This is a genomic window from Nocardioides ochotonae (genome assembly GCF_011420305.2).
GTDB lineage: Bacteria > Actinomycetota > Actinomycetes > Propionibacteriales > Nocardioidaceae > Nocardioides > Nocardioides ochotonae.
This window is the reverse complement of sequence record NZ_CP061769.1, coordinates 2286867-2313328: the sequence shown is the minus strand read 5'-3', so window position 1 is coordinate 2313328 and position 26462 is coordinate 2286867. Positions and strand designations below refer to the sequence as shown.

The following is a 26462-nucleotide window of genomic DNA, read 5'->3' as shown; positions in this document are numbered from 1 at the left end:
GGGACGCATGTCTGGGCACTCCAAGTGGGCCACCACCAAGCACAAGAAGGCGGCCATCGACGCCAAGCGCGGCAAGATGTTCGCCAAGCTGATCAAGAACATCGAGGTCGCGGCCCGCATGGGCGGCGGTGACCCCACCGGCAACCCGACGCTGTTCGACGCCATCCAGAAGGCGAAGAAGTCGTCGGTCCCCAACGACAACATCGACCGCGCGGTCAAGCGCGGCTCGGGCGCCGAGGCCGGCGGGGCCGACTACTCCACGATCATGTACGAGGTCTACGGCCCGCAGGGCGTGGCCTTCCTCGTGGAGTGCCTCACCGACAACAAGAACCGCGCCGCGATGGAGGTGCGCACCGCCGTCACCCGCAACGGCGGCACGCTCGCCGACCCCGGCTCGGTCTCGCGGCTGTTCACCCGCAAGGGCGTCGTGATGGTGCCCAAGCACCACGAGGACAGCGAGGTCAGCGAGGACGACATCCTCGAGGCGACCCTCGACGCCGGCGCCGAGGACGTCATCGACCTCGGGGAGTCCTTCCAGGTGCAGTCCGAGGCCACCGACGTGGTCGCGGTCCGTACGGCGCTGCAGGCCGCCGGCATCGAGTACGACTCCGCCGACGTCCAGTTCGTCGCCAGCCTGGAGATCCCGGTGGACGCCGAGGCCGCCGGCAAGGTCTTCCGCCTCGTCGACGCGCTCGAGGACCTCGACGACGTGCAGGACGTCTTCACCAACGTCGACGTGCCGGACGACGTGATGGCCCAGCTCGAGGAGTGACCCCGCACGCGTGAGTCGGCGTCGCGGGCGTGTCGGTGTCGGCACGCCCGGGACGGCCCGATAGCGTGTTCCCCGAACAGACGTTCGAGGAGAGGTTGGTCGTCCATGCGCGTGCTCGGGATCGATCCCGGTCTGACCCGCTGCGGTGTCGGCGTGGTCGAGGGTGAGGTCGGTCGACCGCTCACGCTGATCGACGTCAACGTCGTGCGCACCTCCGCCCACCTCGCGGTGCCCGAGCGGCTCGTGACCATCGAGAAGGGCATCGACGCCTGGCTCGACGAGCACCGGCCCGACGCGGTGGCGATCGAGCGGGTCTTCGCCCGTTCCGACGTCAGCACCGTCATGGGCACCGCCCAGGCGAGTGGCATCGCGATGGTCTGCGCCGCACGACGCGGCCTCCCGGTCGCGCTGCACACTCCCAGCGAGGTCAAGGCCGCGGTCTCGGGCAACGGCCGCGCCGACAAGGCCCAGGTCGGCGCGATGGTCACCCGGATCCTGCGCCTCGACGCGCTGCCCAAGCCCGCCGACGCCGCCGACGCGCTGGCGCTGGCCATCACCCACATCTGGCGCGGCGGTGCGCAGGCGCGCATCGACGCCGCGCTCGCCACGGCCCAGCGTCAGACCCAGCGCCCGGCCCGACCTGCGAGGAGCAGAGCATGATCGCGTTCGTCAGCGGTGAGGTCGCCGCGGTGACCCCCACCAGTGCGGTGCTGGAGGTCGGCGGCATCGGCGTCGAGCTGATCTGCACCCCGGGCACCCTCGCCACCCTCTCGCCGCGGGTCGGCTCGCGCGAGCGCGCCACCCTCTCGGCCAGCATGGTCGTGCGCGAGGACTCCCTGACCCTGTTCGGCTTCCTCGACGACGACGAGAAGGCGGTCTTCGAACTGGTGCAGACGGCCTCCGGCGTCGGCCCCAAGCTCGCCCAGGCGATCCTCGCCGTGCTGACCCCCGACGACCTGCGCCGCGCGATCGGCTCCGACGACGTCAAGACGCTCACCCGGGTGCCCGGCATCGGGCAGAAGGGCGCCCAGCGGATCATCCTGGAGCTCAAGGACCGCATCGGCGCCCCCGTCGGCGGCCGTACGCCGGGCGCGGCGCCGGCCGCAGACCCGTGGCGCGATCAGGTGCTCCAGGGCCTGGTCGGGCTCGGCTGGTCGACCAAGGACGCCGACCAGGCGGTGGAGGCGGTCGCCCCCGAGGCCGGCGCCACTCCCGACGTGGCGACGCTGCTGCGCTCCGCCCTGCGCGCCCTGAGCAAGGCCTGACGTCGTGCCGTTCCACGAGGACGAGCTCGAGGAGGCCGAGAGCAGCCACCTGCGCTCGCTGACCACCGCCGAGGCCGACGGCGACGAGCGGGCGATCGAGGCCGCGCTGCGCCCGCGCACCCTCGACGAGGTGGTCGGCCAGACGCGGGTGCGCGACCAGCTCGGTCTGGTGCTCGAGGCCGCGCGTCAGCGCGGACGCGCCCCCGACCACGTGCTCCTCTCCGGGCCTCCCGGGCTCGGCAAGACCACGCTGGCCATGATCGTGGCCGCGGAGATGTCGGCGCCGCTGCGCCTGACCAGCGGCCCGGCGATCACCCACGCCGGCGACCTCGCCGCGATCCTCTCGGGGATGAACGAGGGCGACGTGCTGTTCGTCGACGAGATCCACCGCATGTCCCGGCCCGCCGAGGAGATGCTCTACATGGCGATGGAGGACTTCCGCGTCGACGTCGTCATCGGCAAGGGCCCCGGCGCGACCGCCATCCCGCTGGAGATCCCGCCCTTCACCCTGGTCGGGGCCACCACCCGGGCCGGCCTGCTGCCCGGCCCGCTTCGCGACCGGTTCGGCTTCACCGCCCACCTGGAGTTCTACGAGCCCCACGAGCTGGACCGGATCGTGCACCGCTCCGCCGGGCTCCTCGACGTACGACTCGAGGCGGAGGGGGCGGCCGAGATCGCCTCGCGCTCTCGCGGCACGCCCCGCATCGCCAACCGGCTGCTGCGCCGGGTGCGCGACTACGCCGAGGTCCGTGCCGACGGGCTGGTGACCCTCGAGGTCGCTCGGGCCGCGCTCGACCTCTACGAGGTGGACGCGCTCGGACTCGACCGGCTCGACCGGGCGGTCCTCGACGTGCTGTGCCGTCGCTTCGGCGGCGGCCCGGTCGGCGTCTCGACGCTGGCCGTGGCGGTGGGGGAGGAGCGCGAGACCGTCGAGGAGGTCGCCGAGCCGTTCCTGGTCCGCATGGGCTTCCTGGCGCGCACGCCCCGAGGGCGGGTCGCCACCGCCGGGGCCTGGAGCCACCTGGGTCTGGCCGCGCCCCGGCACCTGGGCGACGTACCGCTTCCGGAGGAGTGAGCGGGGCCCGGCGGTGAGCGGCGGGGTGTCCGTGCGTCGGCGCGGGCGAAAAAGACCGCGTCCGGCTTGGGCAGGGATGGCCCCGTGCTGCGGCGCCACCGTTACACTTTGCCGTCGGCCCCGCGCGCCCTCCGCGACCGCGGGCCCCCTCCCATACTCGTTCGAGAGGTTTCGCCTTGCTTGAGCTCCTGCCCATCTTTGCGGTAGCGCTGCTGTTCTGGCTCCTGATCATCCGGCCCGCCAGCCGGCGCCAGAAGGAGCTCTCGCGCATGCAGGGATCTCTCACCGTGGGCGACGAGGTGATGCTGACGTCCGGCATCCTCGGCACCGTCCAGGAGATCACCGACGACCACGTCGCGGTGCTCGTCGCCGACGGGGTCGCGATTCGGGTGATCCGGGGCGCGATCGGCTCGATCATCGAGCGCGCGCCGATCGAGGACGAGAACGACTCGATCGACGGCGGCGCCGGGGACGGGCCGGAGGCGGTCTGACATGGCCAGGCCCATGAACCGCCCCGGACGGGTGCTGATCACGTTCTTCGCGGTGGTCGCGATCATGTTCGGGCTGGTCGCCATCGGTGGCGACTGGAAGCCCGCGCTCGGCCTGGACCTCCAGGGCGGCACGCGCATCACCCTGACCGCCGAGGGCGACCCCGACGAGGGCAGCCTCGACGAGGCCCGCAGCATCATCGACCGCCGCGTCAACGGCTCCGGCGTCGCCGAGGCCGACGTGACCACGCAGAGCGGTCAGTACGTCCAGGTGGAGATCCCCGGCGACACCCGCCGCGACCTCGTCGAGGTCGTCCAGCGCCAGGCGCAGCTGCGCTTCCGCCTGGTCGGCTGCAGCGAGCTCGACGGCCGCTGCGGCACCCCGGACCCGGTGATCCAGCAGACTCCGCAGGACCCGACCGGCGGCGCCGGCAACCAGCAGCAGGGCAACCAGCAGCAGGGCAACCAGCAGCAGGGCAAGCCGAACCAGCAGAACCAGGGGCCGAAGAACCGCCCCGCCACCGGCTTCGCGACCGATGACTCCGCGACCCCGGCCCCGGAGCCCGCTGCCCCCAGCGAGGAGGCCAGCGAGGCCCCCGGCGGCGGTGCCAGCGCGCCCGCGAGCAAGACGCCGGAGCCGAAGGACGAGACCGAGCGGGTCCAGCAGCTGCTCGACTGGCAGAACAACCCGCCGGCCGCCGACATCCAGGCCTACAACGCCTTCACCTGCCCGCCCGGCAACAACCCGGACGCACTGGTCCCGGTCGACGACGTCCCGGACAAGCCGCTCGTCACCTGCGGGTGGATCGAGGGCGAGAACGAGGGCGAGGGCTCCTGGGCCAAGTTCCTCCTCAGCGCCACCGTCGTCGAGGGCACCGAGCTGAAGTCCGCCTCGGCCGGCATCCCGCCGGACAGCGTCGGCTGGGCCGTGCAGCTCGACATCGGTGGCAAGGGCGAGGACGCCTTCGAGCAGATCTCCCGTGCGCTGGTCCAGAGCGACCGGCAGTTCGCGATCGTCCTCGACGGTCAGGTCATCTCCTTCCCCGGCTTCACCAGCCCGATCACCAACGGCCAGGCCCAGATCACCGGTGACTTCTCCGAGGCCGAGGCCAACGACCTGGCCACCAGCCTGAAGTTCGGCGCGCTGCCGATCTCCTTCCAGGACGACGCGACCGTCGAGACCATCGGCCCCTCGCTCGCCGGCAACCAGCTCACCGCCGGCATCTGGGCGGGCGCCATCGGCCTGCTCCTCGTGATGCTCTACTGCTTGTTCTACTACCGCGGTCTGGGCATCGTCGTCCTGGCCTCGCTGGTGGTCGCCGCGGCGATCACCTACGCACTGGTGCTGCTCCTGGCGAAGACCGCCGGGTTCACGCTCACGCTCCCGGGCATCGCCGGACTGATCATCGCCGTCGGTGTCACCGCCGACTCCTTCATCCTGCTGTTCGAGCGCATCCGTGACGAGATGCGCGAGGGCAAGTCGATGCGGGTCGCGGTCGAGAGCGGCTGGCGTCGGGCGCGGGTCACCCGACTCGCGGCCAACACGGTCTCGCTGCTCTCGGCCCTGGTGCTCTACATCTTCGCGACGGGCGCGGTGAAGGGCTTCGGCTTCGCACTCGGCCTGTCCACGCTCATCGACCTTGCCGTGCTGTTCTGGTTCACCCGCCCGATGGTGGTCCTGCTCTCGCGGTACAAGTTCTTCAACGGCGGCGGCCGCTGGTCCGGGCTCAGCCCCGAGACCCTCGGGATCGACCACCGCGTCCCGGTAGGAGGCAAGGCCTGATGGGCAAGTTCTCGCGGCTCGGCAACGACCTCTACACAGGTCGTCGATCGCTCGACTTCGTCGGGCATCGCCCGATCTGGTACGGCGTCTCGATCGTGCTGGTCGCCCTCGCGATCATCGCGGTGATGGTCAAGGGGCTCAACTTCGGCGTCGAGTTCACCGGCGGCACGCAGTACAAGGCGGTGCTCACCTCGAGCGCCTCCCAGGAGGACGCCGATGCCGTGCGCGAGGCGATCGGCGAGGCCGCGATCGAGGGCGCGGAGTCGCCCTCCGTCGTGACCGCCGGCTCCGACTCGCTCACCATCAAGGTCGGCGAGCTCGACCCCGAGGCGACCGAGCAGATCGCCGACGTGATCGGTGAGACCGTGGACCTGTCCTCGGCGATCTCGATCGAGGAGATCGGCGCGAGCTGGGGTCAGGAGGTCGCCGAGCGCGCGCTCCTGGGCGTCGCGGTGTTCCTGGTCCTGGTCATGCTCTTCATCTGGGCCTACTTCCGCGAGTGGAAGATGTCCATCGCCGCGCTGGTCGCGCTGTTCCACGACATCATCCTGACCGTCGGCGTCTACTCCCTGTCGGGCTTCCAGGTGACGCCGGCCGCGGTCACGGGTCTGCTCGCGATCCTCGGCTTCTCGCTCTACGACACCGTCGTCGTCTTCGACAAGGTCCGCGAGAACACCCACGGCCTGCGGCGTACCGGCCAGACCTACGCCGACGCCACCAACCTCGCGGTCAACCAGACCCTGGTCCGCTCGATCAACACCAGCATCGTGGCGCTGATCCCGATCGGCGCGATCTTGTGGGTGAGCGCCATCCAGCTCGGCGCGAGCTCGCTGCAGGACCTCGCCCTCGCCCAGTTCGTCGGCACCGCCGTCGGCGTCTACTCCTCCGTCGTGCTGGCGCCGCGCCTGCTGGTGCAGCTGAAGTCGCGCGAGTCCGACGTGCAGATGGCCGACCGTCGTGCCCGTGCGGCCGCCAAGCGCAACGTCGACCCGTACGCCTCGGTCCCGGCGTTCGTCGAGGACATGCCCGTCCACGACGAGCCCGGCATCGAGCTCGGCGACCCGGACGACGACGACGCCCCGGGCGCTCCTCGCTCGGAGGCTCCGGCCCCGCGTCCCCTGGGTGCCACCGGCCGCGGCCGCGTGGTGCCGAAGCCGAAGAGCGAGACCCGCTCGACCGGTGCCTCGGGCCGCGCACAGCCCGCCCGGCAGCCGCGCTCGAAGCGGGGGCGCAAGTGAGCGCTCGCGCCGACGAGCGGATCGCGGCGGCTCGGGAGGCGATGTCGCGCCTGGTGCGTGACATCCCCGACTTCCCCGAGCCGGGCATCGTCTTCAAGGACATCATGCCGCTGCTCGCCGACCACGACGGGTTCCACGCGGTCGTCACCGCCCTCGCGGAGAGCGGTCGCGACGAGCACGGTGAGGTCATCGTCGACAAGGTGATCGGCATGGAGGCCCGCGGCTTCCTGGTCGGCGCCCCGGTGGCGCTCGCCCTGGGCGCCGGCTTCACGCCGGTGCGCAAGGCCGGCAAGCTCCCGGGCCCGACCCACGCGGTGACCTACGATCTCGAGTACGGCACCGCCACGCTGGAGATGCACCAGGACGCCATCGAGCCCGGCGACCGGGTGCTCCTGGTCGACGACGTGCTCGCCACCGGCGGCACCGCACGCGCGACCGCCGAGCTGGTCAGCCGCTGCGGCGGGACGGTCGTCGGCGTCGCGGTGCTGATGGAGCTCGGGTTCCTCTCCGGCCGCGAGCAGCTCGGCGACCTGCCGGTCGACAGCCTCGCCGTGGTGTGACGGACCTAGACTGACCACGTGACCGAGGACCGCACCACCCCGCCGCGCCGCGAGCGTCCCCCGGAGCGCTCCGAGGGCGCTCCGACGGCCCGCAGCATGCGCGCGCGCCTGGCACGGATGGGCACGCGCAACCAGACGGCGAACCCGGTCCTGGAGCCGCTGTTCCGCGCCGTACGTGCCAACCACCCGAAGGCCGACCTGGCGCTGATCGAGCGGGCGTACAAGACCGCCGAGGAGCAGCACGGCGCGCAGATGCGCAAGAGCGGCGATCCCTACATCACCCACCCGCTCGCGGTCACCACGATCCTCGCCGGCATCGGCATGACCGAGCCGACCCTGGTCGCCTCGCTGCTCCACGACACCGTCGAGGACACGCCGTACACCCTGGACCAGCTGCGCGCGGACTTCGGCGACGAGGTCGCCCGCCTGGTCGACGGGGTGACCAAGCTCGACAAGGTCCAGTACGGCGAGACCGCCGAGGCCGAGACGATCCGCAAGATGATCGTCGCGATGTCGCGCGACATCCGGGTCCTGGTCATCAAGCTCGCCGACCGTCTGCACAACATGCGGACGCTGCGCTACGTCAAGCAGGAGACCCAGGAGCGCAAGGCGCGCGAGACCCTCGACATCTACGCGCCGCTGGCCCACCGCCTCGGCATGAACACGATCAAGTGGGAGCTGGAGGACCTCGCGTTCGCGACCCTGCACCCCAAGATCTACGACGAGATCGTGCGTCTGGTCGCGGAGCGCGCGCCCTCGCGCGACCAGTTCCTCGCCGAGGTCATCCAGCAGGTCGAGCACGACCTGCGCGAGGCCAAGATCAAGGCGACCGTCACCGGGCGCCCGAAGCACTACTACTCGATCTACCAGAAGATGATCGTCGGGGGCCGCGACTTCTCCGACATCTACGACCTGGTCGGCATCCGGATCCTCGTCGAGGACGACCGTGACTGCTACAGCGTCCTCGGTGTGCTGCACTCGCGCTGGAACCCGGTGCTGGGCCGGTTCAAGGACTACGTCGCGATGCCGAAGTTCAACATGTACCAGTCGCTGCACACCACGGTGATCGGCCCGCAGGGCAAGCCCGTGGAGCTGCAGATCCGCACCTACGCGATGCACCGTCGCGCGGAGTACGGCGTCGCGGCGCACTGGAAGTACAAGGAGAACAACCGCGCCGGGGTCGACACCGACCGTGCCGGCGACATGGACGACATGACCTGGGTGCGTACCCTCCTCGACTGGCAGAGCGAGGTCGAGGATCCGGGGGAGTTCCTGGAGTCGCTGCGCTTCGAGATGAACCGCGCCGAGGTCTACGTCTTCACCCCGCGCGGCGACGTGATGGCGCTGCCCGCCGGGGCGACGCCGGTCGACTTCGCCTACGCGGTCCACACCGAGGTCGGGCACCACACGATCGGCGCGCGCGTCAACGGGCGCCTGGTGCCGCTGGAGTCGACGCTCGACAACGGCGACGTGGTCGAGGTCTTCACCTCCAAGTCCGCCAATGCCGCTCCCTCGCGCGACTGGCTGACCTTCGTGAAGTCGCCGCGGGCGCGCTCCAAGATCCGCCAGTGGTTCACCAAGGAGCGCCGCGAGGAGGCGATCGAGCGCGGCAAGGAGCAGATCGCCAAGCTCATGCGCAAGGAGGGCCTGCCCCTCAAGCGGCTGATGTCGCACGAGTCGCTCACCCTCGCCGCCGCGCACTTCAACATCGCCGACGTCTCCGCGCTGTACGCCGCGGTCGGCGAGGGCAACCTGTCGGCACAGGCGGTCGTCAAGCGGGTCATCGAGGAGCACGGCGGCAACGACGGCGCCCAGGAGGACCTCGCCGAGGCCGTCACCATCACCGGGCGGCGCAGCCGCAGCCAGGTGACTGGCGGAAGCCACGCGGGCGTCATCGTCAAGGGCGCCTCCGAGGTGTGGGTCAAGCTCGCCAAGTGCTGCACCCCCGTGCCGCCCGACGACATCCTCGGCTTCGTCACCAAGGGCGGGGGCGTGTCGGTGCACCGCACCGACTGCACCAACGCCTCCGCGCTGCTCGCCCAGCCCGAGAAGCTGCTCGAGGTCGAGTGGGCCCCCACCTCGGACTCGACGTTCCTCGTCAACATCCAGGTCGAGGCGCTGGACCGGGCCCGGCTGCTGTCCGACATCACGATGGCGCTCTCCGACGCCCACGTGAACATCCTCAGCGCCAGCCTCTCCACCACCCACGACCGGGTCGCGAAGAGCCGCTTCAGCTTCGAGATGGCCGAGGCCAAGCACCTCGACAACGTGATCAAGGCCGTCCGCGGCGTACCCGGCGTCTTCGACGCCTACCGCGTCACCCAGTAGCGCACCCGCCTTCTCCGCGAGTCGGCGTGAGTGGTGCGCCGAGTCGGCCCCTGTGGCGGCGTACGTCTCGACTCGAGTGGTCGGAACTCTCGATTCGACCCTCAGAACTCTCGATTCAACGAAAGAACCCCCGCCCTCAGGGGCGGGGGTTCTTTCGTCGAGCCGGTCAGCCGGAGTAGTCGGCGCTGGCGCGGCGGGCCATCTCGAGGAAGGACTGGCGCGAGGCGAGGTTCTCCTCGAGCTCGCGGACCTTCTTCTCCTGCCCGGCGCTGCGGGCCTTCTCCAGGTCGGCCTCGACCTGGGCGATGGCGGCCTCGAGCTTGGACACGAGGTCCTCGGCACGCGCGGACTTCTCGGGGTCGGAACGACGCCATTGCTCGTCCTCGACGGCGCGCAGGGCCTGCTCGACCTTGCGGAAGCGCCCCTCGAGGTCCTTCATCCGGTCGCGCGGCACCTTGCCGGCGGCGTCCCAGCGGTCGGCGAGGTCGCGGAAGGCGCGCTTGGCGGCGTCCAGGTCCTCGATCGGCAGCAGCTGCTCGGCCTCGACCAGCAGCTCCTCCTTGACGACTGCGTTGGCGGCGAACTCCTCGTCGAGCGCGGCGTTCGCGGCGTCCCGGGCGCCGAAGAAGTGGTCCTGCGCGGCGCGGAACCGCTTCCACAGCGCGTCGTCGACGTCCTTGGGCGCGGGGCCGGCGGCCTTCCAGTCGCGCATCAGGTCGCGGTAGCGGCCCGCGGTGAGACCCCAGTCGGTGGAGTCCTGCACCGCCTCGGCCTCCGTGACCAGTCGCTCCTTGATCGCCCGGGCGCTCTCGCGCTTCTCGTTCTGCTCGGCGAAGTGCGCCTTGCGCCGGCGGGTGTACGCCGTGCGCGCGGTGGAGAACCGGCGCCACAGGGCGTCGTCGGAGCTGCGGTCGATGCGCGGCAGCGCCTTCCACTCCTCGAGCAGGTCGCGGAGCCGGTTGGCGCCGTTGCGCCAGTCGTTGCTCTCGGCGAGGCGCTCGGCCTCGGCGACGACCTTCTCCTTGGCCTCGCGGGTCTCGGCCGCCTTGGCGGCCTTCTCCTTGCGGCGCACCTCGCGCTGCGCGGCGATGACCGGCCCGAGGGCGTCGAGGCGTGCACCGAGGGCGGCGAGGTCACCGACGGCGTTGGCGTCGGTCACCTGGGCGCGGACGGTCTTGACCGACTCGACCGCCTCCTCGGGCGAGAGCACGCCGGACTGCACGCGCTTCTCGAGGAGCTCGACCTCGAAGGCGAGCGCGGCGTAACGCTCGGTGAAGAACGCCAGGGCCTCCTCCGGGGTGCCCTCGGGGTACTGACCGACCGACCGCTCGCCGTCGGCGGTCCTGACGTAGACGGTGCCGTCGTCGTCGACCCGGCCCCACTCTTGGCTCGTCACTGGTGTTCCTCTTCGCTGGTGGCGGACACGCAGCCGCCATGCTAGTCGTCACAGCGGCCGAGCGGGGCCTCTCGGTGGTGGCCGAACAGCCGATGAGGCGCGGATGCGCCCGTCTCGATAGTGTGGCGGGGTGTTGATCGCCGGCTTCCCCGCGGGTCCGTGGGGCACGAACTGCTATGTCGCCGCGACCGGTCCCGGCACCGAGTGCGTGGTCATCGACCCGGGCAAGGACGCCGCCGACGGCGTGGCGGAGGTCGTGCGCGAGCACCGACTCAAGCCCGTCGCCGTGCTGGTCACCCACGGCCACGTCGACCACATGTGGTGCGTGGCCCCGGTCGCCGGCACCTACGACGCCACCGCGTGGATCCATCCCTCGGACCGCCACCTGCTGACCGATCCGATGGCCGGCATGTCGCGGGAGACCACCCAGATGCTGCTGGGCGCGAGGCACGAGTGGGCCGAGCCCGACGACGTGCGCGAGCTCGGCGACGGTCAGGAGCTCGAGCTGGCCGGCCTGCGGTTCGTGGTCGACCACACCCCCGGGCACACCCAGGGGTCGGTCACCTTCCGCACGCCGTACGACGCGCAGCCGGAGATCTCCGAGGTGATGTTCTCCGGGGACCTGCTCTTCGCGGGCTCCATCGGACGCACCGACCTGCCCGGCGGCGACCACCCCACCATCCTGCGCAGCCTCGCCGACAAGGTGCTGACCCTGCCCGACGACATCGTCGTGCTGCCGGGCCATGGCGAGCAGACGTCCATCGGTCGCGAGCGTGCGACCAACCCCTACCTGCGCGACCTCCTCGAGAGTGGCGACGCGGGACGAGTCACTCGAGGTCTGTGAACAGATGTCCGACACCCTCTCCGCGCCCAAGGGCGTCCCGGAGTACCTCCCGCCCGAGTCCGGCGCCTGGCTCGCCGTGCGCGAGGCGCTGACGCGCCCCGCCGTCCTGGCCGGCTACGGCTACATCGAGCTGCCCATCTTCGAGGACACCGCGCTCTACGTCCGCGGCGTGGGGGAGTCCACCGACGTGGTCTCCAAGGAGATGTACACCTTCACCGACCGCGGTGACCGCTCCCTGACGCTGCGCCCCGAGGGCACCGCCGGCGTGATGCGCAGCGTGATCGAGCACCGCCTCGACCGCGGCCAGCTGCCCGTGAAGCTCTGGTACACCGGCCCGTTCTTCCGCGCCGAGCGTCCCCAGCACGGCCGCTACCGCCAGCTCCAGCAGTTCGGCGTGGAGGCGATCGGCTCCGACGACCCCGCGCTCGACGCCGAGGTCGTCACGCTGGCCGACGAGGGCTACCGTGCGCTCGGCCTGACCGGCTACCGCCTCGAGCTCACGTCGCTGGGCTGCCGCGAGTGCCGTCCGCCGTACCGCGAGACGCTCGTGGCCTTCCTCGAGGGCCTCGACCTCGACGAGGCGACCCGCGAGCGTGCGCGGATCAACCCGCTGCGCGTCCTCGACGACAAGCGCCCGGAGGTGATCGCCCAGCTCGCCGACGCCCCGCTGATGCTCGACCACCTGTGCGAGGCGTGCGCCGAGCACTTCGCCGCCGTACGCCGCCTGCTCGACGAGCACGGCACCCGCTACGTCGTGAACCCCCGCATGGTGCGCGGGCTGGACTACTACACGCGCACCACCTTCGAGTTCGTCCACGACGGCCTCGGCGCCCAGTCGGGCATCGGCGGTGGCGGCCGCTACGACGGCCTGATGGCCGACCTCGGCGGCCAGGAGCTGTCCGGCATCGGCTTCGGCCTGGGCCTGGACCGCACCTACCTCGCCTGTCAGGCCGAGGGCCTGCAGGTCGGCCCGCCCACCGCGCTGGACGTGTACGTCGTCCCGCTCGGCGCCGCGGGACGCACCGCCGCCCCGGCGCTCGTCGCCCAGCTGCGCCGCGCCGGCCTGCGCACCGACCAGGTGTTCGGCGAGCGCGGCCTCAAGGGCGCGATGAAGTCCGCTGACCGCTCCGGCGCCCCCGCCGTGGTGGTCCTCGGCGAGCGCGACCTCGAGGCCGGGGTCGCGCAGGTCAAGACCATGGCGACCGGGGAGCAGGTCGCCGTATCGCTCACCGAGCTCGTCACCCACCTCACCCAGCAGCACCAGACCAAGGAGTCCCTCTCGTGATCCGCACCCATGACGCCGGCGCCCTGCGCGCCGAGCACGTCGGCCAGACCGTCACCCTCGCCGGGTGGGTGGCACGCCGTCGCGATCACGGGGGCGTGGCGTTCCTCGACCTGCGTGAGGCCAGCGGCGTCGTCCAGGTCGTCGTCCGTGACGAGGCCGTCGCGCACAGCCTGCGCAACGAGTACTGCCTGAAGATCACCGGCGAGGTCACCGCCCGCCTGGCCGGCAACGAGAACCCCAACCTCGCGACCGGAGAGATCGAGGTCGTCGCCACCGACGTCGAGGTGCTGAGCACCGCGGCGCCGCTGCCGTTCCCGATCGACGACGCCGCGAGCTCGAAGGGCGGCGAGGTGGGGGAGGAGACCCGCCTCAAGTACCGCTACCTCGACCTGCGCCGCAGCGAGCCCAACCGGATCCTGCGCCTGCGCAGCAAGATCAACAAGGCCGCCCGCGACGTGCTCGACCGCCACGACTTCGTCGAGATCGAGACCCCCACGCTGACCCGCTCCACCCCCGAGGGCGCCCGCGACTTCCTGGTGCCGGCCCGCCTGCACCCGGGCAGCTGGTACGCCCTGCCGCAGAGCCCGCAGCTGTTCAAGCAGCTGCTGATGGTCGGCGGCATGGAGCGCTACTACCAGATCGCGCGCTGCTACCGCGACGAGGACTTCCGCGCCGACCGCCAGCCGGAGTTCACCCAGCTCGACATCGAGATGAGCTTCGTGGACCAGGACGACGTCATCGCGCTGATGGAGGAGGTCCTCGCGGCGATCTGGGCCCTGGAGGGCCACGAGATCCCGCGCCCGATCCCGCGGATCACCTACGCCGACGCGATGGCCCGCTTCGGCTCCGACAAGCCGGACCTGCGGATGGGCCAGGAGCTCGTCGACTGCACGGCGTACTTCGCCGACACGACGTTCCGTGTCTTCCAGGCGCCGTACGTCGGGGCGGTGGTCATGCCCGGCGGCGCCAGCCAGCCGCGTCGTCAGTTCGACGCCTGGCAGGAGTGGGCCAAGCAGCGCGGCGCCAAGGGGCTCGCCTACGTCACGATCTCCGCCGAGGGCGAGCTCGGCGGCCCGGTCGCCAAGAACCTCTCCGAGGAGGAGAAGGCCGGCCTCGCCGCGCACACCGGCGCCCAGCCCGGCGACTGCATCTTCTTCGCCGCCGGCGCCCCCAAGGCCAGCCGGGCGCTGCTCGGCGCTGCGCGCCTGGAGATCGGCCAGCGCTGCGGGCTGATCGACGAGAGCCGGTTCGCCTTCACCTGGGTCGTCGACGCGCCGCTGTTCGAGCCGGCCGACGACGCGGTCGCCAGCGGCGACGTGGCGGTCGGCGCCGGCGCGTGGACGGCCGTGCACCACGCGTTCACCAGCCCGAAGCCCGAGTTCCTCGACACCTTCGAGTCCGACCCGGGCTCCGCGCTCGCCTACGCCTACGACATCGTCTGCAACGGCTCGGAGCTGGGCGGCGGCTCGATCCGTATCCACCGCGAGGACGTGCAGAAGCGCGTCTTCGAGGTGATGGGCATCGGCCCCGAGGAGGCCCAGGAGAAGTTCGGCTTCCTCCTCGACGCCTTCAAGTTCGGCGCGCCGCCGCACGGCGGCATCGCGGTCGGCATGGACCGGATCGTCGCGATCCTGTCCGGGGCGGACTCGATCCGCGACGTCATCGCGTTCCCCAAGTCGGGCGCGGGCTTCGACCCGTTGACCGCGGCCCCGGCTCCGATCACGCCCCAGCAGCGCAAGGAGGCCGGGGTGGACGCCCCGCTGGCGAAGGAAGTCCCGGCCGAAGGCTGATCCACCGCAGACTCGCCCGATGGTCGAGACCAGATCGTTACTCGCGGGTGATCGTCGGGGGAGAGCAAGTCACATAGAGTCACGGGCGGCGCGTCGACTGACGCGTCGCCCGTGTCCCGTTTTTTCCAGCACCCAGATGGGGAGAGAATGTCGCTGCCTCCGGTTTCCACCGAGACGCTGGGCCACCTCAGCGACGAGCCGGTGGACGGCGGCCCGGCGGGCGGCGGTAAGGGCAAGGGCTCGGTCGTCGGCAAGTCGCCGATGCAGATCGCGCTCTCCCGGCTGCTGCACGACAAGGTCGCTGTCCTGTGCCTGATCGTGGTGATCATCTTCGCGCTGATCGCGGTCTTCGCCGACGCGCTGATGAAGCTCTTCGGCGTCACGACCGACACGGTCCGCCCCATCGGCCTGATCGACCCGTTCGGCGGCAACCTGCCGCTCATCGGCCCGCCGAACAACGGCTTCGACCCCGAGCACCCCTTCGGCATCGCGCCGGGCACCGCCGTCGACAACCTGGCGTACTGGCTCAAGGGTGCGCAGACCTCGATGATGATCGCGGCCCTGGCCACCGTGGTCTCCGCCGTGGTCGGCGTGACGCTGGGCCTCCTGGCCGGCTACGCCGGTGGCTTCGTCGACCGGGTCATCTCGTTCTTCATCGACTTCTTCCTCACCGTCCCGTTCCTGCTGGCGGCGCTGACGATCGCGCCGATCATCAACGAGCGCTTCGGTGCCCAGGAGAACTACCCGATGATCCAGCGCTGGACGCTGATCGGCGTGCTGGCGATGTTCGGCTGGATGTCGATCGCGCGACTGATCCGCGGCGAGGTGCTGTCGCTGCGCGAGCGGGACTTCATCCAGGCCGCCCGGGTGCTCGGCATGCCGACGCGCCGGATCCTGGTGCGCGAGCTGCTCCCGAACATCGTCGCGCCGATCGTGGTGTCGGTCTCGCTGATGCTCCCGACGTTCGTCGCCGCCGAGGCCGGCCTGTCGTTCCTCGGCATCGGCGTCACGGACGGCAAGTCGTGGGGCCAGATCATCGCCTCCGCCACCGACTACTTCCAGACCTACCCGCTCTACCTCTACGAGCCCCTGCTGGGCATCGTGCTGCTCGTGGTCGCCCTGAACCTCCTCGGCGATGCGATCCGCGACGCGCTCGACCCCAAGACCCGGCGCTGACCGGGCTCCCCGCTACGTCGTCGACCGTGATCCCTCGGTGACGCGATCAAGGAAGAAAGGCTGAATCAATGAGGCGAAGCAAGCCCCTTGCGCTGCTCGTCGGGGCCTCGATGCTGACTCTCGCCGCCTGTGGTGGCGGCGACGGAGGAAGCAACAACGAGGGCACAACTGGGGACGACCGCGAGTACGCGGCCGCTGACGAGATCGTCAAGAACCCCGATCGTGCCGACGGCCCGGCGTACGAGATCAAGGACGCGACCCCGGGTGGCGACATCACCGTCTACCTCCCCGGCGACCCCGGCCCGAGCACCCTCGAGCCCGCCGAGGGCTGGTCGGTGACCGGCAACTCGATCCAGCAGGCGCTGACGAACCGCTCGCTGACCCAGTACGCCCGCAACCCTGAGACCGGCGGGATGGAGCTCATCCCCGACCTCGCCACCGACCTCGGTACGCCGAACGAGGACTTCACCGAGTGGACCTTCACGCTGCGTGACGGCGTGAAGTGGGAGAACGGCAAGGACATCACGCCGGAGGAGCTTGCCTTCGGCATCTCCCGCACGCTCGACGCCGAGGCGTTCCCGAGCGGCCCGGGCACCGAGTACTCCAAGCACTACTTCCTTGACGGTGAGACCTACAAGGGTCCCTACACCTCCGGCCAGGAGTACAAGGGCGTCGAGGTCAACGGCCGCGACGTGACCATCAAGATGTCCGAGCCGTTCCCGGACATGGACTGGTGGGGCGCCTTCATGGCGATCGGCCCGGCCCCGCTGGGCGAGGCCGCCGCGCCGCCGAAGTACGGCCGCGACCCGCTCGCGACCGGTCCCTACAAGATCGAGTCCTTCACCCCGACCGACGAGCTGGTCCTGGTGAAGAACGAGCAGTGGGACCCCAAGACCGACCCGGGCCGCCACCAGTACCCGGACAGCTACACCTTCAAGTTCAACGCCGACCCGGCTCAGACCGACCAGATCCTCCTGAGCGGCAACGCCGCCTCGGAGACCGTGATCTCGACGGACCTCGACTCGGTCAACTACCGGCGCGCCGCCAAGGAGCTCGGTGACCGCCTGGTCCAGCAGTCCTCGCAGTGCACGAGCTTCCAGTACCCGGTCTACGACAAGACCACGAAGGGCGTGCGCCAGGCGATGGCGCTGGCCATCGACTACGAAGCCACCTGGCTCGCCGGTGGTCAGGTCCCCGGCGTGACCCGCGTGCCCGCGAACTCGATCATGCCCCCCGGCATGGCGGGCAAGCCCGACTACAACGCGCTGGGCGAGCCCACCACGTTCAACCCGGAGAAGGCCAAGGAGATCCTCGCTGAAGAGGGCTACGACGAGTCGAACCCGTTCAAGATCGTGATGATCTACTACGAACCCGACCCGCTGGCGGTCAAGACCAACGCCCAGCTGGTTCGCGGCTTCGAGGAGGCCGGCTTCGAGGTCCAGGCGATCCCGGTGCAGGTCGACCCGTACGACATCTGGCTCGACCCGGACAACGCCACCAACAAGAAGCTCACCCTGCGTGGCGTCAACTGGTGCTCGGACTGGCCCTCGGGTCTGACCATGCTCCCGTCGCTCCTGCGCACCGGTGCGGTCTACAACACCGGTGGCTACTCCAACCCGGAGATGGACAAGGAGATGGACAAGATCTCCCTGCTGCCGGCTGAGGAGCAGGCCGAGGCCTGGGGCGCTCTCGACGAGCTCATCCAGACCACGGACTTCCCGATCATCCCCACGGCGTACCGCAACGACCTGTACACCCACGGAACCCGGATCGGGAACTTCTACGGTGACGGTGCCATCGGTGCCCCGAACTACAAGGACCTGTACGTCATCTCCGAGTGAGGCTCCGCCTCATGAGGGTGCTGACGACAGAGCGTCACCTCGCGTGACGTCCTGAGCACCATTGCAAGACCCCGTCGGGTGGGGGACTCTGGGCCGCAGGCCCAGGGCCCCCACCCGACTCCCGTGCCCGCCTCATAACCGTCGTGCTGCCGAGCGGGGCCCGTGACCCGGACCTCCCCGTGCGACGAACCACCAGAATCAGGAGATGGTGCTGCGATGTTCGCCTATGTGGTGAAGCGTCTGATCGCAGGGTTCTTCGTCGTCATCCTCGTCTCGATGTCGATCTTCGCCCTGTTCTGGTACGGACCCCAGGAACCGGCACGACCCCTGTGCAACCTTGAGACCAGCCAGCGCTGCACGCCTGAGCGGCTGGAGATCTACACGGAGTCGATGGGCTACAACAACCCCATCCACACCGAGTACCTCAAGTTCATGAAGGGCATCGTGGCCGGTCGTGACATCACGATCGCCGGGCGCACCCAGGAGTGCCCCGCCCCCTGCTTCGGCTTCTCCTACGCCACGGACCGGCCGGTCTGGGGCGAGATGAAGGAGCGGCTCCCCGCGACCGTCTCGGTCGCCCTCGGTGGCGCCGCCCTCTACGTCATCCTCGGCGTCCCCATCGGCATCGCAGCCGCGCGACGGCGAGGCTCATTGAGCGACAAGGTCCTCGTCTCGACCTTCCTCGTGATCAGCTCGGTGCCGTACTACCTGTTCGCGCTGATGCTGTGGCTCTACGTCACGCTCATCTGGCAGGTTCCCGGGCTGAGCGAGACCGGCTACGTGCCGTTGAGCGAGAACCCCGCCAAGTGGGCCGCCGGACTGGCGCTGCCGTGGCTGGCCCTCGGCATCTTCGGCTCGACCCAGTACACCCGTTTCGCCCGTGGCTCGATGATCGAGGCGCTGAGCGAGGACTACATCCGCACCGCGCAGGCCAAGGGGCTGCGTCCGCGGGCGGTGGTCTACCGCCACGGCCTGCGTGCGGCGCTGGTGCCCATCGTGACGATCTTCGGCATCGACCTCGGCACGCTCCTCGTCGGCACGATCTTCACCGAGCGGATCTTCGACATCCAGGGCATCGGCCTGTGGGCGCTGCTCGCGGTCGGTGACAAGGACCTCCCGGTCGTCCAGGCGACCGCCCTGTTCGGTGCGGTGGTGATGGTCGTGTGCAACCTCCTGGTCGACCTCGTCTACAGCGCACTCGACCCGCGGGTGAGGCTGTCGTGAGCCACATTCCGACCCCCCACCAGTCCACCCCCGAGACGGAGTCACGCGTGAGCACGTCCGATCCGTTCCTGGTCGTCGACGACCTGACGGTCAAGTTCCCGACCGAGGAAGGGCAGATCACCGCGGTCAGCGGACTCAGCTACAGCGTCTCGCGCGGCCAGACCCTCGGCATCGTGGGCGAGTCCGGATCCGGCAAGTCCGTGTCCAGCCTCGCCGTGCTGGGCCTGCACGACGCGAAGCGCTCCGCGATCACCGGGTCGATCAAGATCGGCGGGCAGGAGATCGTCGGCGCGTCCGAGGAGACCATGCGCGCGTTGCGCGGCAACCAGGTCTCGATGATCTTCCAGGACGCCCTCGCCGCGCTGCACCCGTTCTACAAGGTCGGCGCCCAGCTGGCAGAGGCGTACCGCGCCCACCACCCGTCGGCCTCCAAGCGCGACGCCCGGCGCAAGGCGATCGAGATGCTCGACCGGGTCGGCATCCCGCAGCCCGACAGCCGCGTCGACGACTACCCGCACCAGTTCTCCGGCGGCATGCGCCAGCGCGCGATGATCGCGATGGGTCTGATCAACGACCCGGCGCTGCTGATCGCCGACGAGCCGACCACCGCACTCGACGTGACGGTGCAGGCCCAGATCCTGGACCTGCTCCAGGAGCTGCAGGCCGAGTTCAACTCCGCGGTCATCATCATCACCCACGACCTCGGCGTGATCGCCGAGATGGCCGACGAGGTGCTGGTGATGTACGCCGGACGCGCGGTCGAGCACGGCACGACCAAGCAGCTGCTCACCCACCCGGAGATGCCCTACACCTGGGGCCTGCTCTCCAGCGTCCCCGACGTCACGGCCGACACCGACGCGCGGCTGATCCCGATCCCGGGCAACCCGCCGAGCCTGGTGAACCCGCCGTCGGGCTGCGCCTTCCACCCGCGGTGCACGCACCGGGACAAGGTGCCCGGCGACCTGTGCCGCACCGAGATGCCCGCCCTGCTGCCCGCGACCGTCGGTGTAGGCCACCTCAAGCGCTGCCACCTGGCCGACCCCGAAGCGATCTACCAGCAGGAGGTCCTGCCGGAGATCGCGCCTGAAATGGTCGAGGAGAACTGATGTCCGACGACAAGACCCCCGCGGTGCCCGACCCGATCAGTGAGGCCCAGAGCCCGCAGACGGAGACGTTCGCCGAGGCGGCGGCCCAGGGCCACACCGCCACGACCCTCGACCCCACGGCGCGTCCGGTGCTCGAGGTCGACAACCTGCGCATGTGGTTCCCCGTGAAGTCCTCGGGCGTGGTGCGGCGCACGGTCGGCCACGTGCAGGCCGTCGACGGCATCTCCTTCCAGGTCCCCGAGGGCGGCGCCCTCGGTCTGGTGGGGGAGTCCGGCTGTGGCAAGTCCACCACCGGGCGACTGATCACCCGGCTCTACAAGCCGACCGGCGGAGCGATCAACTTCGAGGGCCGGGACATCGCCCAGCTGTCCAACCGCTCGCTGAAGCCGCTGCGCCGCAACGTGCAGATGATCTTCCAGGACCCGTACACCTCGCTGAACCCCCGTCACACGGTGGGCTCGATCGTCGGTGCGCCGCTCGCGGTGCACAACGTGGTGCCGAAGAACCAGATCAAGGACCGGGTCAAGGAGCTGCTCGAGGTCGTCGGCCTCAACCCCGAGCACTACAACCGCTACCCCAACGAGTTCTCCGGCGGCCAGCGCCAGCGCATCGGCATCGCGCGGGCGCTGACCCTGAACCCCAAGGTGCTCGTCGCGGACGAGCCGGTCTCGGCGCTCGACGTGTCGATCCAGGCGCAGGTGGTCAACCTGCTCCAGGACCTGCAGCGCGAGTTCAACATCGCGTTCCTCTTCATTGCCCACGACCTGGCGATCGTGCGGCACTTCTGCCCCGAGGTCGCGGTCATGTACCTCGGCAAGATCGTCGAGATCGCCGACCGCGAGACGCTGTACTCCCGCCCGCACCACCCCTACACCCAGGCGCTGCTCTCCGCGGTGCCGGACGTGAAGCAGGCGGCGATCGGCGGGCGTCGTGAGCGGATCCGTCTCCAGGGCGACGTCCCCTCGCCGATCAACCCGCCCTCGGGCTGCCGGTTCCGCACCCGCTGCCACCTCGCCCAGGAGATCTGCGCCAAGGTCGAGCCGCCGCTGCTGCAGATCGGCCCGCGCCACAAGGTCGCCTGCCACTTCCCGGCACCGCTCGGCCAGGCGCCGGCCACCCCGTCGACCGCCGGTCTGCTGGGTGTCGACGACCAGGGCAACCCGGCGCCGGGTGCCACCCCCGTGGCCGACCTCGGCACCGGCCCGGGCTTCAACCAGAGCTGGTTCGACGTCGAGCGCCGCACCATGGTGGGCGCCTGATCCATCGTGACGCGGGGGCGTACGCGGTACGCCCCCGCCTCGATGCGTAGGCTCGTGACGTGGACGGCCTCTTCGACGTGCCCCGCCCCGGCGGGACCTCCGGCGGGGGATCGCTGACGGCGAACACCCATGCGTCCGCACCGCTCGCGGTGCGGATGCGCCCGCGTACCCTCGACGAGTTGGTCGGGCAGGAGCAGCTGCGTGCCCCGGGGGCGCCGCTGCGCCAGCTGATCGAGAACGAGCAGTCGATGTCGCTGCTGCTGTGGGGCCCGCCCGGCACCGGCAAGACCACCATCGCGGCCATCGTGAGCCAGCAGACCGACCGCCGGTTCGTGGAGGTCTCGGCGGTGTCCGCCGGGGTCAAGGAGGTTCGCGCGGCGATCGACTCCGCCCGCGCCGAGCTGGTGGCCACCGGTCGGGAGACGGTGCTCTTCGTCGACGAGGTGCACCGCTTCAGCAAGGCCCAGCAGGACGCGTTGCTGCCCGGGGTGGAGAACCGCTGGGTCACGCTGGTGGCCGCCACGACGGAGAACCCGTTCTTCTCGGTGATCTCCCCGCTGCTCTCCCGCAGCCTGCTGCTGCGACTGGAGTCGCTCACCGACGACGACATCCGCGCGGTCATGCACCAGGCGCTCGTCGACGAGCGCGGGCTCTCCGGGCGCTTCGTCCTCGAGGACGACGCGCTCGAGCACCTCGTGCGTCTCGCCGGCGGCGACGCGCGCCGCTCGCTGACCTACCTGGAGGCCGCGACGCGTGCGGCGGTCTCGACGAGCTCGACCAACGGGTCCAACGGGTCCGGGTCCGACGGGCCGATCGTGGTGGACCTGGCGACGGCGGAGCTGGCGGTGGACCAGGCCGCGGTGCGCTACGACCGGCAGGGCGACCAGCACTACGACGTCACGAGCGCGTTCATCAAGTCGGTGCGCGGCTCGGACGCCGACGCGGCGCTGCACTACCTGGCGCGGATGATCGTGGCGGGGGAGGACCCCCGCTTCATCGCCCGCCGGCTGCTGATCCTGGCCTCCGAGGACATCGGGCTCGCCGACCCCCAGGCCCTCCAGACGGCCGTCGCGGCCGCGCAGACCGTGCAGCTGATCGGGATGCCGGAGGCGCAGCTGACCCTCGCCCACGCGACCATCGCCCTGGCCGTGGCGCCGAAGTCCAACGCGGTCACGACCGCGGTGTTCGAGGCGATCGCCGACGTCAAGGCCGGCAAGGTCGGTCCCGTGCCGGCGCACCTGCGCGACGCGCACTACGGCGGCGCCAAGGACCTCGGGCACGGCAAGGGCTACAAGTACAGCCACGACGAGCCGTACGGCATCGCCGAGCAGCAGTACGCCCCCGACGTGGTCGCGGACGCGGCGTACTACCGCCCGACCTCCCTCGGCGCCGAGGGTCCGATCAAGGAGCGGTGGGAGCGGGTGCGGCGGATGATCCGGGGCAAGCACCGTGGCTGAGGGACGTCTCGCCCGCCGCGATAGGGTCGTCGACTGTGACTGAGCAGTGGAACGTGCCCGCCGGGGCCGTCGTGGCCGTGGCCGTGGTGCTCGCGGTGCTGCTCCTCGGCCTGGTGCTCACGCTGGTCCGCGGGCGCCGTCGTACCGCTGCCGAGCTCGCCGCCGCCCGTGCGGAGACCGAGGCCCTGCGCGCCGAGGTGGAGGCCCTCGCCCGGGCCGCCGCACCGCAGCACGTCACCCGTGACGACCACGAGTTCGTGATCACCGGCCTCGGTGCCGAGCCCGGTCCGACGGCGGGCGCCGTCGAGCCTGCCGAGGCCGCACCGGCCCTCCCGGCACGGCTCTTCGCCGACCTGGTGCTGCGTGAGAGCGTCGTGCGTGGCGCCACGCTGGCCGCCGGTGTGCGCCGGGCGCTCGCGCCCGAGACCCGCAGCCGGATCCGCTTCGAGTACAAGCGCGAGGTCAAGCGCTCCCGCAAGCACCGCCGCACGGAGGCCCGCGAGGCACTCGCCTTCTACCGGGCCCACCAGCGCGCCGCGCTCGACGACACCACGGAGGTGGCCTCATGACCCGCGGCCTCTGGTTCTTCGCCGGCGCCGGGGCGGGCCTGTACGCCGCCGTGCGCGGGCGTCGTGCCGCCGAGGCGCTCAGCGCCGACGGCATGCGCGATCGCGTCAACGGCCTGGTCGCCGGCGCGCGCCTGCTGCGCCAGGAGGTCGCGCAGGGCGCCGCCGAGGCGGAGCCCGTCATCCGCGAGCGGCTGGGCGTTCCCGGCCCCGCGGCCGGATCGCGCGCGCTACCCCCGCCCCGCCCGGACGGCCCCCGCGCCGTGCCGGCCACGCACCACCCCGACCCCCTTCCCGAGACAGCACTGCTAGAGAGAGGCACCCCCTGATGGAGACCGCGGAGATCCGACGGCGGTTCGTCGCCCACTTCGAGCGGCACGCGCACACCGTGGTTCCGTCCGCCTCGCTGCTGCTCGACGACCCCAACCTGCTGTTCGTCAACGCCGGCATGGTGCCGTTCAAGCCGTACTTCCTCGGCCAGGAGACCGCGCCGTACGACCGCGCGGTGAGCGTGCAGAAGTGCGTGCGGACCCTCGACATCGAGGAGGTCGGCAAGACCACCCGCCACGGCACGTTCTTCCAGATGTGCGGCAACTTCTCCTTCGGCGACTACTTCAAGGAAGGCGCCATCCGCTTCGCCTGGGAGCTGATCACCGGCTCCGTCGCCGACGGCGGCCTCGGCTTCGACCCCGAGAAGATCTGGGTCACGGTGCTGCCCAGCGACACCGAGGCCAAGGAGCTGTGGCGCTCGATCGCCGGCCTGCCCGACGAGCGGATCCAGGAGCGCGGCCTCAAGGACAACTACTGGAACATGGGCGTGCCCGGACCCGGCGGCCCGTGCTCGGAGATCTACATCGACCGCGGCCCGGAGTACGGCCCCGACGGCGGCCCGAACGCCGACGAGGACCGGTTCCTGGAGATCTGGAACCTGGTCTTCATGCAGGAGTCGCTCAGCGCGGTGCGCGCCAAGGACGACTTCGACGTCGAGGGCCCGCTGCCCGCGCAGAACATCGACACCGGCATGGGCCTGGAGCGGGTCGCCTACCTGCTCCAGGGCAAGCAGAACATGTACGAGATCGACGAGGTCTTCCCCGTCATCCAGCGCGCCAGCGAGCTCACCGGGCGCTCGTACGGCGCCAACGAGCAGGACGACGTCCGCTTCCGCGTGGTCGCCGACCACGTGCGCAGCGCGCTGATGCTGATCGGCGACGGCGTGACCCCGGGCAACGAGGGTCGCGGCTACGTGCTGCGCCGCCTGCTGCGCCGCGCGGTCCGCTCGATGCGCCTGCTCGGCTTCGAGGACCGCGCACTGCCCGAGCTGCTGCCGGTGAGCATGAGCAAGATGAAGGTCTCCTACCCCGAGCTGGAGAGCGACTTCGAGCGGATCTCCCGGGTCGCGTACGCCGAGGAGGACGCGTTCCGCAAGACGCTCGCCGCCGGCACCCAGATCTTCGACCAGGCCGCGGAGGAGGTCCGCAGCAGCGGGTCGACCACGCTGGCCGGCGCCAAGGCGTTCGCCCTGCACGACACCTACGGCTTCCCGATCGACCTGACCCTGGAGATGGCCTCCGAGGCCGGTCTCCAGGTCGACGAGTCCGGCTTCCGGGCCCTGATGACCGAGCAGCGCGAGCGCGCCAAGGCCGACGCCCGCGCCAAGAAGGGCCAGCACGCCGACACCGGCGTCTACCGCGGCATCCTCGACGCGCACGGCCCCACCGAGTGGCTCGCCTACGAGACCCTCGAGACCGAGTCGCGCGCCCTCGCGGTGCTGCGCAGCGGCGAGCGCGCCAGTGCGCTGGCCGAGGGCGAGGTCGGCGAGCTGGTGCTCGACCGCACCCCGTTCTACGCCGAGTCCGGCGGCCAGGCCGCGGACGCCGGCGTCATCGAGTTCGACGGCGGCAAGCTCGAGGTCCTCGACGTGCAGCGTCCGGTGCGCGGTCTGGTCGTGCACCAGGTCCGGGTGCTCGAGGGCGAGCTCGACCCTGCGCGTGCGCTGCACGCGAAGGTCGACGCCGAGTGGCGCACCGGCGCCCGCCAGGCCCACTCCGGCACCCACGTCGTGCACGCCGCGCTGCGTCAGGTCCTCGGGCCCACCGCGCTGCAGGCCGGCTCCTACAACCGGCCCGGCTACCTGCGCCTCGACTTCGGCTGGACCCAGGGCCTCACCCCGGGACAGCTGCACGACATCGAGCACGTCTCCAACGAGGCGCTGCGTGCGGACCTCCCGGTCGGCTGGCAGTACATGACCCTGGCCGAGGCCAAGGAGTGGGGCGCGATCGCGCTCTTCGGTGAGACCTACGACGACACCAAGGTCCGCGTCGTCGAGATCGGCGGGCCCTGGTCGCGCGAGCTGTGCGGCGGCACCCACGTCGAGCACTCCTCCCAGATCGGCACCCTGGTGGTGACCGGCGAGTCCTCGGTCGGCTCGGGCAACCGCCGCATCGAGGCGTTCACCGGCCTGGAGGGATTCGCCTACCTCGCCCGCGAGCGCGACGTCGTCGGCCAGCTCACCGGCCTGCTCAAGGCCCAGCCCGACGACCTCGTCGGCCGGGTCTCCGAGCTCGTCGACCGCCTCAAGGCCGCCGAGAAGGAGGTCGAGAAGGCCCGTCTGGCCCAGATCCTCGCCGCGGCGGGCGAGCTCGCCGCCGGCGCGCAGGACGTCGACGGGGTCGCGGTCGTCGCGCACCGCGTCGACGGTGCCGGGGGCGGCGACGTCCGAACCCTGGCCATGGACATCCGCAGCCGTCTCGGCGCCGGCCGTCCGGCCGTGGTCGTGGTGATCGGCGTGGCCGACGGCAAGGTCTCCGTGGTCGCGGCCACCAACGAGGCCGCGCGCGAGCGCGGGCTCAGCGCCAACGGTCTCGTGCGTGCGGTCGGCCCGCTGCTCGGCGGCAAGGGCGGCGGCAAGGACGACGTCGCCCAGGGCGGCGGCACCGACACCAGCCGCGTCGACGAGGCGCTGGGGGTCGTGGCCGCCGACGTCGCCCGGACGGTGAGCGGGGCCTGAGG

22 protein-coding genes are annotated in these 26462 nt (G+C 70.9%); 21 read left to right on the top strand and 1 reads right to left on the bottom strand.

From position 1 onward, the window contains the following. Positions 1-7 precede the first annotated feature (7 nt). The 9 genes from HBO46_RS11210 to HBO46_RS11170 all read left to right on the top strand — a co-directional run bounded on the left by HBO46_RS11210 (position 8) and on the right by HBO46_RS11170 (position 9509). Positions 8-772, top strand: a complete 765-nt coding sequence (locus tag HBO46_RS11210) for a YebC/PmpR family DNA-binding transcriptional regulator (protein WP_166139500.1) — start codon at positions 8-10, stop codon at positions 770-772. Positions 773-877: 105 nt separating this feature from the next. Then, entirely contained in the window at positions 878-1432 is a 555-nt protein-coding gene (ruvC, locus tag HBO46_RS11205) for a crossover junction endodeoxyribonuclease RuvC (RefSeq protein ID WP_166139502.1), read from the top strand. Then, positions 1429-2037 (top strand): Holliday junction branch migration protein RuvA, encoded by a 609-nt coding sequence (gene ruvA, locus HBO46_RS11200; RefSeq protein ID WP_166139504.1) that lies wholly within the window; start codon positions 1429-1431, stop codon positions 2035-2037. The genes ruvC and ruvA overlap by 4 nt, the downstream gene beginning before the upstream one ends. A gap of 4 nt (positions 2038-2041) precedes the next feature. Beyond that, positions 2042-3112, top strand: a complete 1071-nt coding sequence (gene ruvB, locus HBO46_RS11195; RefSeq protein WP_166139506.1) for a Holliday junction branch migration DNA helicase RuvB — start codon at positions 2042-2044, stop codon at positions 3110-3112. A 176-nt stretch (positions 3113-3288) separates the two neighbouring features. Beyond that, a complete protein-coding gene (gene yajC, locus HBO46_RS11190) occupies positions 3289-3603 on the top strand; it encodes a preprotein translocase subunit YajC (RefSeq protein WP_166139508.1) in 315 nt (104 codons plus the stop codon). A gap of 1 nt (position 3604) precedes the next feature. Then, positions 3605-5383 carry a protein translocase subunit SecD gene (gene secD / locus HBO46_RS11185; RefSeq protein ID WP_166139510.1) on the top strand — a complete coding sequence of 593 codons (1779 nt, stop codon included), beginning with the start codon at positions 3605-3607 and terminating at the stop codon, positions 5381-5383. Continuing rightward, complete coding sequence (gene secF, locus HBO46_RS11180) at positions 5383-6621, top strand: protein translocase subunit SecF (protein WP_166139511.1); 1239 nt, start codon at positions 5383-5385, stop codon at positions 6619-6621. Before secD ends, secF begins: the two co-directional genes overlap by 1 nt. 20 nt (positions 6622-6641) lie before the next feature. Beyond that, positions 6642-7181: an adenine phosphoribosyltransferase gene (locus HBO46_RS11175; RefSeq protein WP_224769502.1), complete on the top strand. Its 540-nt coding sequence runs from the start codon at positions 6642-6644 to the stop codon at positions 7179-7181. A 96-nt stretch (positions 7182-7277) separates the two neighbouring features. Continuing rightward, positions 7278-9509, top strand: a complete 2232-nt coding sequence (locus tag HBO46_RS11170) for a RelA/SpoT family protein (protein ID WP_166139667.1) — start codon at positions 7278-7280, stop codon at positions 9507-9509. A 166-nt stretch (positions 9510-9675) separates the two neighbouring features. Here the strand turns inward: HBO46_RS11170 and HBO46_RS11165 are convergent, their stop codons facing one another. Next, positions 9676-10905: a DUF349 domain-containing protein gene (locus HBO46_RS11165; RefSeq protein WP_166139513.1), complete on the bottom strand. Its 1230-nt coding sequence runs from the start codon at positions 10903-10905 to the stop codon at positions 9676-9678. Positions 10906-11035: 130 nt separating this feature from the next. Between HBO46_RS11165 and HBO46_RS11160 the strand changes: the two genes are divergently transcribed. From HBO46_RS11160 to alaS, 12 genes are all read left to right on the top strand, one after another. Beyond that, complete coding sequence (locus HBO46_RS11160; RefSeq protein ID WP_166139515.1) at positions 11036-11749, top strand: MBL fold metallo-hydrolase; 714 nt, start codon at positions 11036-11038, stop codon at positions 11747-11749. 4 nt (positions 11750-11753) lie between these two features. Continuing rightward, positions 11754-13034, top strand: a complete 1281-nt coding sequence (gene hisS / locus HBO46_RS11155; protein WP_166139516.1) for a histidine--tRNA ligase — start codon at positions 11754-11756, stop codon at positions 13032-13034. Continuing rightward, positions 13031-14824, top strand: a complete 1794-nt coding sequence (gene aspS, locus HBO46_RS11150) for an aspartate--tRNA ligase (protein WP_166139518.1) — start codon at positions 13031-13033, stop codon at positions 14822-14824. Before hisS ends, aspS begins: the two co-directional genes overlap by 4 nt. 147 nt (positions 14825-14971) lie before the next feature. Next, positions 14972-16000: an ABC transporter permease gene (locus HBO46_RS11145; RefSeq protein WP_166139519.1), complete on the top strand. Its 1029-nt coding sequence runs from the start codon at positions 14972-14974 to the stop codon at positions 15998-16000. 68 nt (positions 16001-16068) lie between these two features. Next, positions 16069-17841, top strand: coding sequence for an ABC transporter substrate-binding protein (locus HBO46_RS11140; protein ID WP_166139521.1), 1773 nt, complete (start codon positions 16069-16071; stop codon positions 17839-17841). 216 nt (positions 17842-18057) lie between these two features. Then, positions 18058-19065 (top strand): ABC transporter permease, encoded by a 1008-nt coding sequence (locus HBO46_RS11135; RefSeq protein ID WP_166139523.1) that lies wholly within the window; start codon positions 18058-18060, stop codon positions 19063-19065. Between the two features lie 47 nt (positions 19066-19112). Next, on the top strand, positions 19113-20171 hold the full coding sequence (locus tag HBO46_RS11130) for an ABC transporter ATP-binding protein (RefSeq protein ID WP_166139525.1): 1059 nt from the start codon (positions 19113-19115) through the stop codon (positions 20169-20171). Further along, positions 20171-21430, top strand: a complete 1260-nt coding sequence (locus HBO46_RS11125; protein ID WP_166139526.1) for an ABC transporter ATP-binding protein — start codon at positions 20171-20173, stop codon at positions 21428-21430. The genes HBO46_RS11130 and HBO46_RS11125 overlap by 1 nt, the downstream gene beginning before the upstream one ends. A 59-nt stretch (positions 21431-21489) precedes the next feature. Next, a complete protein-coding gene (locus tag HBO46_RS11120) occupies positions 21490-22887 on the top strand; it encodes a replication-associated recombination protein A (RefSeq protein WP_166139528.1) in 1398 nt (465 codons plus the stop codon). A 35-nt stretch (positions 22888-22922) separates the two neighbouring features. Then, positions 22923-23456, top strand: coding sequence for a hypothetical protein (locus HBO46_RS11115; RefSeq protein ID WP_166139530.1), 534 nt, complete (start codon positions 22923-22925; stop codon positions 23454-23456). Continuing rightward, entirely contained in the window at positions 23453-23782 is a 330-nt protein-coding gene (locus tag HBO46_RS11110; RefSeq protein WP_166139532.1) for a DUF6167 family protein, read from the top strand. The genes HBO46_RS11115 and HBO46_RS11110 overlap by 4 nt, the downstream gene beginning before the upstream one ends. Then, entirely contained in the window at positions 23782-26460 is a 2679-nt protein-coding gene (gene alaS, locus HBO46_RS11105) for an alanine--tRNA ligase (protein WP_166139534.1), read from the top strand. Before HBO46_RS11110 ends, alaS begins: the two co-directional genes overlap by 1 nt. Positions 26461-26462 lie beyond the last annotated feature (2 nt).